Origin of the sequence: Herbaspirillum aquaticum (assembly GCF_002213425.1) — a bacterium.
GTDB lineage: Bacteria > Pseudomonadota > Gammaproteobacteria > Burkholderiales > Burkholderiaceae_D > Herbaspirillum > Herbaspirillum aquaticum.
The window spans coordinates 15172-27627 of record NZ_NJGV01000022.1 but is presented as its reverse complement, the minus strand read 5'-3'; the positions used below and the strand labels follow the sequence as shown (position 1 = coordinate 27627).

Annotated in this window: 14 protein-coding genes; 5 read left to right on the top strand and 9 right to left on the bottom strand. The window is 61.9% G+C overall.

The window, feature by feature from the left end:
* Positions 1 to 15 precede the first annotated feature (15 nt).
* Entirely contained in the window at positions 16 to 858 is an 843-nt protein-coding gene (locus CEJ45_RS19320) for a hypothetical protein (RefSeq protein ID WP_088756659.1), read from the bottom strand.
* A gap of 327 nt (positions 859 to 1185) precedes the next feature.
* Positions 1186 to 1581, bottom strand: a complete 396-nt coding sequence (locus tag CEJ45_RS19315) for a hypothetical protein (RefSeq protein WP_241517384.1) — start codon at positions 1579 to 1581, stop codon at positions 1186 to 1188.
* 131 nt (positions 1582 to 1712) lie between these two features.
* Between CEJ45_RS19315 and CEJ45_RS19310 the strand changes: the two genes are divergently transcribed.
* Positions 1713 to 3272 (top strand): sensor domain-containing diguanylate cyclase, encoded by a 1560-nt coding sequence (locus tag CEJ45_RS19310; protein WP_088756657.1) that lies wholly within the window; start codon positions 1713 to 1715, stop codon positions 3270 to 3272.
* 284 nt (positions 3273 to 3556) lie between these two features.
* On the opposite strand, the gene CEJ45_RS19305 is transcribed toward CEJ45_RS19310, so the two are convergent.
* Both CEJ45_RS19305 and CEJ45_RS19300 read right to left on the bottom strand, forming a co-directional pair.
* Positions 3557 to 3811, bottom strand: coding sequence for a hypothetical protein (locus CEJ45_RS19305; RefSeq protein WP_088756656.1), 255 nt, complete (start codon positions 3809 to 3811; stop codon positions 3557 to 3559).
* A gap of 94 nt (positions 3812 to 3905) precedes the next feature.
* Positions 3906 to 4349 (bottom strand): MarR family winged helix-turn-helix transcriptional regulator, encoded by a 444-nt coding sequence (locus CEJ45_RS19300; protein ID WP_088756655.1) that lies wholly within the window; start codon positions 4347 to 4349, stop codon positions 3906 to 3908.
* A gap of 173 nt (positions 4350 to 4522) precedes the next feature.
* On the opposite strand from CEJ45_RS19300, the gene CEJ45_RS19295 reads away from it, so the two are divergent.
* Positions 4523 to 5068, top strand: a complete 546-nt coding sequence (locus tag CEJ45_RS19295; RefSeq protein WP_088756654.1) for a VOC family protein — start codon at positions 4523 to 4525, stop codon at positions 5066 to 5068.
* A gap of 12 nt (positions 5069 to 5080) precedes the next feature.
* On the opposite strand, the gene CEJ45_RS19290 is transcribed toward CEJ45_RS19295, so the two are convergent.
* From CEJ45_RS19290 to CEJ45_RS19280, 3 genes are all read right to left on the bottom strand, one after another.
* Positions 5081 to 5311, bottom strand: a complete 231-nt coding sequence (locus CEJ45_RS19290; RefSeq protein WP_088756653.1) for a hypothetical protein — start codon at positions 5309 to 5311, stop codon at positions 5081 to 5083.
* A gap of 10 nt (positions 5312 to 5321) precedes the next feature.
* Positions 5322 to 5723 (bottom strand): response regulator, encoded by a 402-nt coding sequence (locus tag CEJ45_RS19285; RefSeq protein ID WP_088756652.1) that lies wholly within the window; start codon positions 5721 to 5723, stop codon positions 5322 to 5324.
* Between the two features lie 176 nt (positions 5724 to 5899).
* A complete protein-coding gene (locus CEJ45_RS19280; protein ID WP_088756651.1) occupies positions 5900 to 6289 on the bottom strand; it encodes a hypothetical protein in 390 nt (129 codons plus the stop codon).
* 282 nt (positions 6290 to 6571) lie between these two features.
* Between CEJ45_RS19280 and CEJ45_RS19275 the strand changes: the two genes are divergently transcribed.
* Together CEJ45_RS19275 and CEJ45_RS19270 are read left to right on the top strand one after the other, a co-directional pair.
* Positions 6572 to 7816 (top strand): alpha/beta hydrolase family protein, encoded by a 1245-nt coding sequence (locus CEJ45_RS19275; RefSeq protein WP_088756650.1) that lies wholly within the window; start codon positions 6572 to 6574, stop codon positions 7814 to 7816.
* A 164-nt stretch (positions 7817 to 7980) separates the two neighbouring features.
* A complete protein-coding gene (locus tag CEJ45_RS19270; RefSeq protein WP_088756649.1) occupies positions 7981 to 9552 on the top strand; it encodes a methyl-accepting chemotaxis protein in 1572 nt (523 codons plus the stop codon).
* Between the two features lie 180 nt (positions 9553 to 9732).
* Here the strand turns inward: CEJ45_RS19270 and CEJ45_RS19265 are convergent, their stop codons facing one another.
* Positions 9733 to 9960, bottom strand: a complete 228-nt coding sequence (locus CEJ45_RS19265; protein ID WP_088756648.1) for a hypothetical protein — start codon at positions 9958 to 9960, stop codon at positions 9733 to 9735.
* Between the two features lie 626 nt (positions 9961 to 10586).
* Between CEJ45_RS19265 and CEJ45_RS19260 the strand changes: the two genes are divergently transcribed.
* A complete protein-coding gene (locus tag CEJ45_RS19260; protein WP_088756647.1) occupies positions 10587 to 11378 on the top strand; it encodes a transporter substrate-binding domain-containing protein in 792 nt (263 codons plus the stop codon).
* A gap of 45 nt (positions 11379 to 11423) precedes the next feature.
* Here the strand turns inward: CEJ45_RS19260 and CEJ45_RS19255 are convergent, their stop codons facing one another.
* Complete coding sequence (locus CEJ45_RS19255; protein ID WP_088756646.1) at positions 11424 to 12221, bottom strand: transporter substrate-binding domain-containing protein; 798 nt, start codon at positions 12219 to 12221, stop codon at positions 11424 to 11426.
* Positions 12222 to 12456 lie beyond the last annotated feature (235 nt).

Below are 12456 nucleotides of genomic sequence, written 5' to 3'. Positions count from 1 at the left end.
ACGGCGGGGGCCAGGTCAGAAGCGCATTTTCAGGTAAGCAGAAGGTCCTTTCAGCTTGATGTCGAAGGCCGCCTGCGAATTGCCGCCGTCGCGGTCGATATGAATGCGGGTAATGCCATAGTCCGCGCCGATGCCGATGTTCTTCAGCGGGTACCATTCCACACCCAATGCCCCGCCGTAGATGTGGCCGGTCACTGTGCCCCAGTTCTTCTTCACGCCCGAGGCTTCGGCATAAATGCGCAGGTCCTTGCTGAAAGCGTGTTTCCATCCAAGCTCGAGCAGGGGGGCGAAGGTCTTCTCGGTCTGGCTTTCACTGAGTGCCCCCGTTGTTCCGTTGAATACGCCGCTGGCCTGCAGATCGTAGTGCGCCCGGTAGTAGCCTGCGCCCACCCCGATACCGAAAACGTCATTGCCCGAGCCCAGCCACCACTTGTAAGCCAGAGAGGCAAAATCCACCTCGATGTTGGCGTTCGCGCTGCCGGCCAGGATAGCCGGTGTGCCGCCGACGTTGAACGAGCGGGATGTGCTGTAGGTATAGTCGTTGCGGTAGCGGAAATAATCGAAGGACAAGCCGTGGCTGTCCCCCAGCAGCAGCTCGGCACGTACCCGAGGCAACGTGGTGCGATCGCGGTCGATGTCACCGCTCTGAGCTGAACCGTAACGGGTATTGCCCTGGACGTTGAAGGTCGGATCAACGTAATAGCCACCTGCGGAGAGGCTGAAGCGATCCAGTGCCGGCGAGGGATCCGCATGGGCTCCCTGGGCAAAGAGACCCAGCGCGACGGTGCCGGAAAAAGAGGCCATCAAACGTAATGTCCTGGTGTGCAAGCCGAAACGTGCGAACGAGTGGAGGTTCATGGTGGTAATTGCCCGGTAATGTGTTGTCATCGAACAGGTCGCGAGGACCCGAAAGCCGCGTCATCGTAAATCGTCGCGTCTGGACACATCGATCAGCGCATTTCTCTAACTTTTGTAGGAAATGGAGAGCGCTGATTCCGGGAGGAGAGGAGGAGCGGTGGGGCACTGAATGCGGTGCCCTGCGATTGAAGATGGCTGAGCTTGCCGCATCGCAGAGACTGGCCCGCCCGATGCGTAGGCCAATCGCGAGTCCGTGCGCAAATGTCGCAGCGCCAAGAGGTGAAGAACGCGATTGGAAAGTCGCGGCGCCGGAGCAGGCCGACTGCTTCAGTGGAGCGTGTCTGCGGCGCTTGTTCCGATATCCCCGGACAGCGCCAGCCCTTCTTGCTCCTCGATGAAGAGCAGGAATTCCATATGGTTGCGGGCCTGTATCCAGGCCGCCAGCGTACGCACGCTTTGTGCCTGCAAGCTGTTGATGTGCCGCGCGATCAGTGCGCCCAGGTGCTGCCTGATTTCGGAGGACTCCGCCCCAGCCGCGTGCATGCCGACCAGGCAATTTCGGGTGGCATTGCGGATCAGGTCGCCCACGATCAGGTTGGCCCCGGCCATCTCGGCCAGCTTCTGCACGATCAACGCATATCGGTGGGCTATCTCTTCTGCAAAACTGTTTAGCATTTTTTCTCCTGTTGCCCAGCTTAAACCGGCCAGGGCAACGCCCGCCATCGGGAGAATCCTGAGAAGTGCGCCTGCGCGGGATGGCGCGCGGGCGCTTCACCTCAGGCAATCTCTGATAGCGAAGCCTTCCCGGGCGAACAATAATGGCACTACGAGACGTCACCGTTCAGGGGAGAACAATGGAAGTGTGTCCGATCAAGGTGGCGTCCCGGGCGGCCAAGGGGTTCGTGGCGGCCGTGTGCATCATCATCGTCCTGTTGGAAGCGTGGACCATCTGGCACGAACGTACGGCCGAGATGGAGGAATCCTCGCGCGCCACCGCCAACATGGCGCTGGCGCTGGCCCAGCACGCCGACCAGGCGCTGGACGAAGTCGATATCGTGCTCAAGTCCGTCATCGAGCAGGCCCAGGGCAAGCCGCTGGGCGCCGCAAGCAAGGAGCGGCTGCACAACTTCCTGGTGCGCAATGTGGGCGAAGTACCGCAACTGGCGGGCCTGTTCATCTACGATGAAAAGGGCAAGTGGTTGGCGTCGTCCCAGCAGGTCCTCGAAACACGGTTCAACAACAGCGACCGTGACTATTTCCAATACCACAGGACGCATCGCCAGGACGCCGTCTTCATCGGCAAGCCGATCCGCAGCAAGTCCACCGGCCATTGGGTGCTCACCATGAGCCGGCGCCTCAACAAGCCCGACGGCGCCTTCGCCGGGGTCGTGCTGGCCACGCTGGATATCCAGTTCTTCGAGCGCTTCTATCACAAGTTCGATATCGGCCAGAAGGGGGCGATCCTGTTCGGCTCCAATGATGCCACCGTGTTGTACCGCCGTCCTCTACTGGCCGATTCGATGGGCAAATCGCTCGCGCAGTCGCCCTTGTTCCGCCAGCACATCAGTACTGCAGACGCCGGCCAGGTGACCATCCGCTCCAACCAGGACGGCGTATCGCGCGTGCATGGCTTCAAGCACCTGGGCAATTATCCGTTGTTCGTCATCGTTGCCGTGTCGGAAGATGAGGTCCTGCAGAGCTGGCTTCACCATGCCATCGTGCGGGCCGTCGGGGTCGCGCTGCTGCTGCTGGCCATCGGTTACGGTGGCAACAAGATGGTGGCGCAGGTGTCGCTGCGCGAGCGTGCCCAGGCCGACGCCGTGCGGGCCCAAGCCGAGCTGGAGACGATGTTTGAATTGCTGCAGAAGCAGTCACGTCGCGACGGGCTGACCGGCGCCGTCAACCGCCGTCATTTCGACGAACTGCTGGAGGCGGAAGCCGCGCGTTTCGCACGGGTGGGGGGAGCGTTTTCATTGCTCATGATCGATGTGGATCACTTCAAGCAATACAACGACCACTACGGCCATGTGGTGGGTGACGTGTGCCTGAGGAACATTGCGGCCGCCATCTCCAACGCCGCCCAGCGCGAGATCGATACCGTCGCGCGATACGGTGGCGAAGAATTTTCAGTGCTGCTGCCCGAGTGCGGCAGCGCCGGCGCACTGGTCGTGGCCGAGCGGATCGGCGCGGCCGTCAAGGCCTTGGGCATCCCGCATGCAGCGACCACGAAGGGCCTGGTCAGCGTCAGCATCGGCGTGACTTCCATCGCCAGCGCTGACGGCTTCTCCTGGCAGCCGCGCGAACTGGTTGAAAGCGCCGACAAGGCGCTTTACGAGGCCAAGGAAGCAGGACGGGGCAGGGCGGTCTTCCGGGAATTCATCGCCAGGAAACCGACCCTGGCCTGGTCTGCCTAGGGCCTGTTCACATTAAATCTGCGAGATGCGTTGCCCCCAGAAGGCGGGCTGGCAAGGCGCGCGTCAGGGCTGGTGGTGGTGCCACCAGCCCTGACGTGCAACGCGGCCAGCACGCCTTCTGGGGGCAACCCTCCGGGAGAGGCCGCCAAGCGTCGCCTGCCGTTGTTGCAGCTCCTTGCCGTGGCACCACCACGGCGCGTCGCTGCGCCTAGGCAGTCAACGCTTGGCGACCTCTCGCACTCGCAGATTTAATGTGAACAGGCCCTAGCCAAGTCCGCACCTGCTCATTGCGGCTTTTGGGGTTTGCCAGCCTCGCCATTGTCGCTGGCCGCATTCGGGCTCTTTTCCACCAGTACCCCGCCGCGTCCGGCACGCTGGATCCCGGCCGGTGCATTGAGCGGCGGCTGTCCGCCCAGTGTGCCTTCATGGCCTTCCGGCTCCTGCTCGAAGCGGGTCTCGGCGGGGCCTTCCTTGGGACGGCGGGATTGATCCTCGACGCGCTCGTCATCGCGTGGTGCAGCGTTTTCTGGCAAGTTCATGGCAGTCTCCCTGAAAGCTGCAAGGTAGCCTTGCCGGCCAGCCTGCGTTATCAGCGCTGCACGCACAATGACGTCAGCCAGGCACGGACAAGCCTCAGTCGGGTTCGTCCAGGGCGTGCATTGCACGCGTACGGATTTTTTCCATGGCCTGCAGCAAGGCTTCGCACTCGCTGCGCTCCAGGGCCTGCAGCAGATAGGCCTCGCGCGCCTGGACCATCGGCACGATCTTGCGGTAGAGCTTGCGGCCTTGCGCCGTGGGCTTGACCAGCCGGGCACGCGCATCGTCCGGACTGGGCTGGCGCGTCACCAGGCCGTCCTGCTCCATGCGCGCCAGCGCGCGGCTGACCTGCATCTTGTCCAGCGAAGTGTGGGGGACCAGGTCACTGGCCTGCATCTGGCCCTCTTCGGCGAGGGCCGCCAGGATGCGCCATTCATCGCGGTTCAGTCCGAACCGGTCCGCGTAGACGGCCGCGACCGACCGGCTGACGGCTTCGGCGAGCTGGGCCAGTTGATAGGGAAAGAAGGTTTGCAGTTTCATCCCCGGATGGTAACAGACGTTACCATCCGGGCAGGGCAGTGGCGCGCTTGATCCACATCAAGAACCCTGTACTTGCCGCAAGGCCGGCGCAACTTGCGCGTTGACCTGGGCTGTACGCTCTCCATATAGTAACAAATGTTACTAATCTTAAAATGACCCTCCAGGAGACTGCCATGAAGATCGATCGCATCCACCACGTTGCCTACCGCTGCAAGGACGCCAGGGAAACCGTCCTCTGGTATCAGAAATACCTGAACATGGATTTCATCCTGGCCATCGCCGAGGACCAGGTCCCGTCCACCAAGGCAGCCGATCCCTACATGCATGTCTTCCTCGATGCCGGCCAGGGCAATGTGCTGGCCTTCTTCGAGATCCCCAATTCGCCGCCCATGGGGCGCGACATCAATACCCCGGCCTGGGTCCAGCACATCGCCTTCAAGGTCGACAGCGAGGCCACTCTCAAGGAAGTCATGCAGCGCCTGCAGGCTGATGGCATCGAGGTGGTCGGGATCACCGATCACACCATTTTCAAATCCATTTATTTTTTCGATCCCAGCGGCCACCGTGTGGAGTTGGCAGCCGATTGCGCCAGCCCGCAGCAGTTGCAGCGCCTTGATGAGGTCAAGTGGGAGATGCTGGAGGAATGGGCGCGCACCCGGCGCGCACCCAGGCACGCGGCCTGGATGCATGCGCAGGAGTTCACGCCAGCGGCGCAGTGAGCGTGGCCAGGCTCAGTAGATGTCCAGCCCGAAATACTGCGCAACGTCACCTTCGGTCCAGTCCTTGATGACATTGCGCTCCAGCAGCACGCGATATTCCGGGCGTTGCCGGCCGGATGCCTCCTGGATGATGCGGCTTTCCAGGGTGTAGAGCGTTTCGTGGATGCGTGCCGTCATCGAGGCATGCTTGATGACGCTGCCCACTTCCGCGTTCCGTTGATCGTCATTGGCGGGGATGTCCATCAGAGCTCCCTCATTTCATCTGCGCGCGCCGCGCCAGGATCTTTTCGATCTTTTCCTTGAGCGTGGCGGCGTTGAAAGGTTTGACGATGTAGCCATCGGCACCTTCCTGGGCGGCCGTGACGATGTTTTCCTTCTTGGCTTCTGCCGTGATCATCAATACCGGCAGGTGGGCCAGCGCAGGCGTGCCGCGGATCTTCTTGAGCAGGGTCAGGCCATCCATGACCGGCATGTTCCAATCGGTCAGCACGAAGGTAATGCCGGCGGCGCCGGACTCCAGGATCTTCAGCGCCGTGGAGCCGTCATCGGCTTCCACGATCTTGGTGTATTCGAGTTCCTTGAGCAGGCCGCTGACGATGCGGCGCATCGTCGAGAAATCGTCGACGACGAGAAAGTGTTGGTCTGTATCAGCCATGGTGAAGCTACCTTGAGGGGGAAGGTGTGATGTACAGCAACGAGCAAAAAGCGTGCCGATGACACGCTGAGTCGCCGCAAATAACGCGGCTGCAGGCAGGGCGCAGTGTGGCCGCAGCCGCCACCGCGTCCTGCGCAAGCGCAGGATGCCGGGTCAGTGGGGCAGGGGCGCTGTCCTTAGTTGCTCAGGGCCCATTTGCCCGCGCTGTTCTTGCAATAACGCAATTTGAGCGGTTCGGTGCCACGCTTGCTGCTCACCACCAGGTCCACATTGGCGCAAGGCGGGGTGCTTTGCTCGAAGGTGGGGGTGATCTTGGCCGTGGTGCTGGGCTTGGGGCCATCGGTCCACTGCGAAGTCTTGCCGCTCACGCTGGCGTCCAGGGACGCGGTAATGGCGGCGTAGAGGGAGTTGATCTGTTCCTTCTTCAGGTCGGCCACGGCCGTGTTGGCGAAGAAATCAAGGTTGGCCTGCGCGTGGGCCTGATGGCTCAGGGCTGCGGCGCAGATCAGGCCAGCCTGGGCGGCCAGCTTCAGGAAGCGGAAGCGAGAGTGGGGGCGCTTGTTCATGGCTTGCTCTTTTCTCATATCGGGAGGTCAATGGCGCCAACCGCCATCGGGGGGAGAGGCGGCGGCGTTCCAGTCCACGTTTATACCAGAAGTCACGTCACCACCAAACTTGTGCTTGCGCGGTAAAGGCCTTGCTTTTCCCGCTTTGCGTTACGTTGCACCTCGTCATAATGCGCCAGGCTGGCGATGCTGCGCATGCGGCGCCGGCCTTGCCGATCCTGCCGTGCAGGAGTGCTGCAAACGATTGCAGCGATTATTTCCGATACAAGAAAAGGGGAAGTGATGAAGTCATGCCTGAGACGTGCCAGCCTGGTCCTCGCCGCGCTGAGTGCAATATTGTCGATCCTGTCATCTCCGGCATTGGCCCAGGCGCCCGCCGCTGCGCCGGTGCAGGCGGTGGCCTCCGGCGTGCGCTATCAGCTCATCGGCCGCTGGGATGTGGACAAGCTCAACACCATCCTGCAAAAGGACACGCCGGCCTTCTCCGGCGTGCCCGTCACCTACTCGCCCGCGCGCAATGCCGTGCTGCTCTATCGCATCACGTATCCTTCCGTGATCCCGGAACGCGGCAACCAGCCCATCCTGGCCTCGGGCCTGCTGGCGCTGCCGGATACGCCAGCCAAAGCCTTTTCGCTGGTGTCCTACCAGCACGGCACCGTCTACGAGCGCCAGCAGGTCCCCTCCTTCCCCGACCAATCACCCGAGACGCAGCTGATGATTGCCCAGTTCGCCGGCCAGGGTTACGCCCTCATCGGCGCCGATTATTTCGGCATGGGCATTTCCACCGAGCCGGAAGGCTACATGGTCAAGGGCAGCCACCAGCAAGCGACCTACGACATGCTGCTGGCCGCGCGCAGCGTGCTGGCCAGCATGGGCGTGCGCGAGGAGAGGCTGTTTCTTTCCGGCTGGTCGCAGGGTGGTTTCGTGACCATGGCCTTCCTCGAAAAACTGGAAGCGGCCGGCATCAAGGTGGATGCGGCCACTACGGCCAGTGCGCCGCTGGACGTGTTTGCGCTGCTCGAAGGCTTCCTCACTTTTCCGCGCCCCAACGATGCCTCCTGGCTCAACAGCATCGTGATCCTATCGGCCTTCGCCTTCGAAAATTATTACGGCGTGCCTGGGCTGGCGCGCTCGGTGCTCACCGATGCCTCCTATCCGGTGGCCAAGAAAGCCTACGATCGCCAGCCCTTCAACGTGTCCGACATCCCGACCGACTTGCACAAGCTGATGCGGCCCGAATATTTTGACCCGCAGTATTTCGCCCGTTCCGCCTATGGCCGCCTGATCGCGACCACCCAGGCCTATCGCTGGGTGATCCGTTCCGACGTGCGCAATTACTACGGCGAAACCGACGAGGCCATCACCCCCGGCGTGGGCCGCATGGCGATGACTTATGCGCAAGCCATGGGGGCCGGCAATGCACGGGTGCAGGCGGTCTCCACCGGACCGACCACGCATCGCGGCACCTTTGCCACGGCGGTGCCGGCCTGGAAGCGCTGGTTTGACGAGAAGGCAGCGGGCCAGTAGCCTGCCCACCCTGTCGGGGAAGTGACGCAGGTCCGAGGCAGCCGCGCAAGGGCCGATCAGACCTGTCTCTTCCCCCTTATTCCTCCCTGGGGTGCCAGCTCATCTGCCTTATCATCACCGCGCCGGTACTTCCGCCGGCTGTCCGACTCCACTGCGCAATCCACATGAATACTCTCCGCCGTCTCCGCCTTGGCGCTCGCCTGGCAGCGGGCTTTGCTGCCCTCCTGCTGTTGCTGGTCATCATTACCTTCATCGGCATCACGCGCATGTCCTCTCTGGATGCGACCTCCTCCGATTTGAGCAGCGGGATTTATCCCAAGGTCAATGCGTCCCAGAAGATGCAATACCTGATGATGAACATCGCCCGGTCGGCGCGTAACATCATCATTCTGGAGGATGAGGGCCAGATGCTCAGCAACAAGCAGGCCATCGACAAGGACCTGGCGGAATTCCAGAAGGCGCTCGAATTTGTCCGCACCCATGTGGTCACCGACGAGGGCCGCCGTCTTGCGGCACTGGTTGACGAGCAAAGCAAGGCCTACTTCGCGTTCACGGGCGATGTGGTCGCACTGGGACTGAAGAACCAGAACGTGGAAGGGCAGCGCCTGCTCTTCGGTCCGCGCTACAAGACCCAGGGCGAACTGCTGGCCACGCTGCAGCAATTGGTTGCCTTGTTCGAAGGCCAGATGCGCACGGCCAGCGAGCAGGCCCACGCAACTTACGTCACTTCTGCAACTATCCTCGGCGTCTCGGCGGCGGTGGCGATCCTGCTTGGCTTGATCGCTGCGCTGGCCATCAGCCGCTCCATCACGGTCCCCATGGCCGATGCTGTCGATGCCGCGCGCAAGGTGGCCAACGGCGACCTGACCAAGACCATCAACGATCGCGCACCGGATGAAACCGGTGACCTGCTCGGCGCGCTGCGCGACATGAATGCCGCCCTGGTCGATATCGTCTCCAACGTGCGCACCGGTGCCGACACCATCGCGACGGCCTCGCAGGAGATTGCGGCCGGCAACCAGGACCTGTCGGCCCGCACCGAGCACCAGGCCAGCTCGCTGGAAGAAACCGCTTCCTCGATGGAGGAGCTGACCTCCACCGTGCAGCAAAACAGCGCCAATGCCCGCCAGGCCGCGGAGATGGCACAAGCCGCTTCGCACATCGCCGGGCAGGGTGGTGCCATCGTGGGTGAGGTGGTCAGCACCATGGACGCCATCGATGCTTCGGCACGCAAGATCGTGGACATCATCGGCGTGATCGACGGCATCGCCTTCCAGACCAACATCCTGGCCTTGAACGCCGCCGTGGAAGCGGCGCGTGCCGGTGAACAGGGGCGCGGCTTTGCGGTGGTGGCCACCGAAGTGCGCAGCCTGGCCCAGCGCTCGGCGGCTGCCGCCAAGGAAATCAAGGTCTTGATTGGCGACTCGGTTGAGAAGGTCGATTCAGGAGCCCAGCTGGTCAAGAAGGCCGGCCAGACCATGGACGAAATCGTGCAAAGCGTAGCCCAGGTCAACACCATCATCGGCCAGATCAGTGCCGCCGGCGAAGAGCAGCGTGCCGGCATCGAACAGGTGCATCAGGCCGTGGCGCAGATGGATGAGGTCACACAGCAGAATGCCGCCCTGGTGGAAGAGGCCGCTGCAGCGTCCCGTTCCATGCAGGGCCAGGCCGCTGAACTGGCCGAGAAGGTGGCTGTGTTCCGCTTGCCGCAGCAGGCGCGTGCAGCAGTGATGTAAGTCCCGGCGACTGTTCAGGTCGCCTTGCCAGAGAAAAGCTGTCCGCACAACGGGCAGCTTTTTTTATGGGCGTTTGCGGCCGCAGGCGAGCCATGGCCCGGATCGGCTGGTGCAAGGGAATGTGGGAGCAAGCCGCAACCAGGAGCGGTTGCGGCGAGGAAGAGGGAGCGCGAACAGCTCTTAGTTGTCGGGCAGTTCGCCCTTGGCGGCCAGGTCGATGGCACGCACGATGGCCACGGCCTTTTCGATGACTTCCGCCTGGCTGGAGACGCGCATGCTCTTCTTGAGGTGATGGATGTGATCGCGGGTCTTGCGGCTCACCGGAACGTTGAGGAAACCATCCGGTTCTGTCAGGAACTGCGGCGGAACCACCACGACGGGTTCGACGGTCTTGGAACGCTTGGGCATGGGTATCTCCCTTGTGATTGGTCTGGAGTGACGTTGGTAGAGTGCCTGCGGCAATATAACTTTGATCGTGAAGACAGAAGAACTTATTTCTTCGATTTTACGATTTTTATCTGGCCGCTCTTATTTGGCGGGAATGCTGCGGCTGATCTTTGACGAGATCGCAACAGCGACGATGCCCCCGCTTTTTATTCCTGCTTGGAGATCGTGTCAAGCGAATTTCTAAACAATTGCCCGAGTGGACAGGTTTCCCAATCCTTAGATTTTGCCCCCTTGCCATGCCTTCTGCAGAGCGGGTCGTCGTTGGGTTTTCGCTAGGGGGATGGGCATTGGCGGGCAGGTCGAGGTCACATCGCATCCTTGGGAAACCTTACAACTTCACGCAGTACGCTGATTGATATCCGTAGCGATATCGAAGTTCCGCAGCCAGCGGCAGTCCGGCAGATGATTTACGCCAACAAGCGGCCGCTGGCATGCTCCTTGCACAGGTCGGGACAGCGTCCCGGCGTGCCTGCTCCTGAGCAAGCGCCCGGGACGTACATACAGTCAGTCGCGTGATTTTCTAAGTGTTTGCACGCTGCAAGGTTTTTCACGCGACGTCCGACATCCACGACAACAAGGGAACCCTCATGAAGTTCGTCAAGACCATCCTCGCCCTGGCCGCTCTGGCCACCCTCAGCGGTACCGCCTGCGCCGACAACCTGGCTGACATCCAGAAAGCCGGCGTGGTCAAGATCGGTGTGCCGCAGGACTTTGCGCCCTATGGCTCGGTGAGGTCCGACCTGAAGCTGCAGGGCCTGGACATCGACGTGGCCAAACTGGTTGCCAAGGGCCTGGGCGTGAAGGCCGAGCTGGTGCCGGTACCTATTTCCAGCCGCATGGCTTTCCTGCAGACGCACAAGATCGACCTCATCATTTCCACCCTGGGCAAGAATGCCGAGCGTGAAAAGGTGATCGACTTCTCGCAGGGCTACGCGCCCTACAACAACAGCGTCTTCGGCGTGGCGGCGATCAAGGTCTCCGGTCCGGCCGACCTGGCCAACCAGACCGTGGGCGTGGCCCGTTCCACCTTCGAGGACCTGATGCTGACTGACAGCGTCCCCAAGAGCACCACCATCAAGCGCTACGAAGACAACAACGGCCTGATCTCGGCCTATGTCTCGGGCCAGGTGCAGATCGTGGGTACGGGCGATTTCGTGGCCTATGCGCTGGCGGAGAAAACCCCCACCAACAAGCCGCTGCTGAAGTACATCATCAACGTCTCGACCTGCTATGTGGGCATGAACAAGGGCGAGCCGGCGCTCATGGCCAAGGTCAACGAGGCGCTGACTGCGTCCAAGAAGAGCGGGGAGCTCAACGGCATTGTGCAGAAGTGGCTCAACGTGCCGCTGCCGGAAAAGATCGCGACCACTTACCAGTAAGCGGTCCGGTACAGGAGGACGGCCCGCCTTGGCGGGCCGTTTTGCTTATTGGAAGGTCGTGGCCATCTTTGCGGGCAGGGGCACGTTCAGCCATTTCTGGACGATACCGTTGAGTTCGCCACTTTTCTTGGCAGCCGTGAGCACGTCGTTGACCTTGGCCAGCAAGGCCGCTTCTCCCTTGTTCAGGCCGACGCTGCAGCTGGATTCATTGATGATGTACTTGAGCACGGGCTTGTTGCCGGGCGCTTTTTCGGCCAGCGCGTAGGCCACGAAGTCGCCGGTGCCGACCAGCTGTACCTGGCCGGAAACGTAGGCCGAGATCATGGCGTTGTTGTCTTCATAGCGCTTGATGGTGGCGCTCTTGGGGGCGGTGTCGGTCAGTTGCAGGTCCTGGAAGGTGCCGCGCGCCACCCCCACTGTCTTGCCGGCCAGGTCCTCTGGTCCGCTGACCTTCACCGAGGCCACGCCGAAGACGCTGTTGTTGTAGGGAGCATAGGATTGGGAGAAGTCGATCACCTTTTCGCGCTCTGCATTTTTGCCCAAGGTGGAGATGACCAGGTCGGCCTTGTGCGTTTGCAGGTAGGCGATGCGATTGGCGCTGGCCACGGGCACGAGTTCGACCTTGACGCCCATCTTCTGGGCGATCAGCCTGGCCACGTCGATATCCAGGCCTTGCAGCTGCAGGTCGGCCGTCACCGAGCCGAAGGGGGCAAAGTCCTGTGGCACCGCAATGCGCACCGTGCCCGCCTTCTGGATATCGGCCAGGGCGTCCGCGTGCGCGACTTGAACGGACAGGCCCAGCAGGGCCAGCGAGACGGCGAGCACCGGTTTGGCAAATTTCATGTGATCCCTTTCGTTGAATGAACTGTATCGTCCCGTGCAGGTTTGCAATGACCATGCCAGCAGGCGTGCGACACCTGAGGAACTGCACATGGTTGGGCGTGCACGCTGGCAGCATCGATGCGGGCGATGCTGATCCGGCATGGTGTCATGCCAATCTGGACTGGCTGATGGCGGGGCGGGGAGGGGCGATCTTGGGGCGGGGGTTCACCAAGTTTGCGCTTGTCCCGGTGCTCGA

What these genes read in the sequence shown, in the direction of transcription:
- CEJ45_RS19320 (WP_088756659.1), bottom strand. Translation starts at nt 858, where the DNA reads ATGAACCTCCACTCGTTCGCACGTTTCGGCTTGCACACCAGGACATTA.
- CEJ45_RS19315 (WP_241517384.1), bottom strand. Translation starts at nt 1,581, where the DNA reads ATGGCGGGCGTTGCCCTGGCCGGTTTAAGCTGGGCAACAGGAGAAAAA.
- CEJ45_RS19310 (WP_088756657.1), top strand. Translation starts at nt 1,713, where the DNA reads ATGGAAGTGTGTCCGATCAAGGTGGCGTCCCGGGCGGCCAAGGGGTTC.
- CEJ45_RS19305 (WP_088756656.1), bottom strand. Translation starts at nt 3,811, where the DNA reads ATGAACTTGCCAGAAAACGCTGCACCACGCGATGACGAGCGCGTCGAG.
- CEJ45_RS19300 (WP_088756655.1), bottom strand. Translation starts at nt 4,349, where the DNA reads ATGAAACTGCAAACCTTCTTTCCCTATCAACTGGCCCAGCTCGCCGAA.
- CEJ45_RS19295 (WP_088756654.1), top strand. Translation starts at nt 4,523, where the DNA reads ATGAAGATCGATCGCATCCACCACGTTGCCTACCGCTGCAAGGACGCC.
- CEJ45_RS19290 (WP_088756653.1), bottom strand. Translation starts at nt 5,311, where the DNA reads ATGGACATCCCCGCCAATGACGATCAACGGAACGCGGAAGTGGGCAGC.
- CEJ45_RS19285 (WP_088756652.1), bottom strand. Translation starts at nt 5,723, where the DNA reads ATGGCTGATACAGACCAACACTTTCTCGTCGTCGACGATTTCTCGACG.
- CEJ45_RS19280 (WP_088756651.1), bottom strand. Translation starts at nt 6,289, where the DNA reads ATGAACAAGCGCCCCCACTCTCGCTTCCGCTTCCTGAAGCTGGCCGCC.
- CEJ45_RS19275 (WP_088756650.1), top strand. Translation starts at nt 6,572, where the DNA reads ATGAAGTCATGCCTGAGACGTGCCAGCCTGGTCCTCGCCGCGCTGAGT.
- CEJ45_RS19270 (WP_088756649.1), top strand. Translation starts at nt 7,981, where the DNA reads ATGAATACTCTCCGCCGTCTCCGCCTTGGCGCTCGCCTGGCAGCGGGC.
- CEJ45_RS19265 (WP_088756648.1), bottom strand. Translation starts at nt 9,960, where the DNA reads ATGCCCAAGCGTTCCAAGACCGTCGAACCCGTCGTGGTGGTTCCGCCG.
- CEJ45_RS19260 (WP_088756647.1), top strand. Translation starts at nt 10,587, where the DNA reads ATGAAGTTCGTCAAGACCATCCTCGCCCTGGCCGCTCTGGCCACCCTC.
- CEJ45_RS19255 (WP_088756646.1), bottom strand. Translation starts at nt 12,221, where the DNA reads ATGAAATTTGCCAAACCGGTGCTCGCCGTCTCGCTGGCCCTGCTGGGC.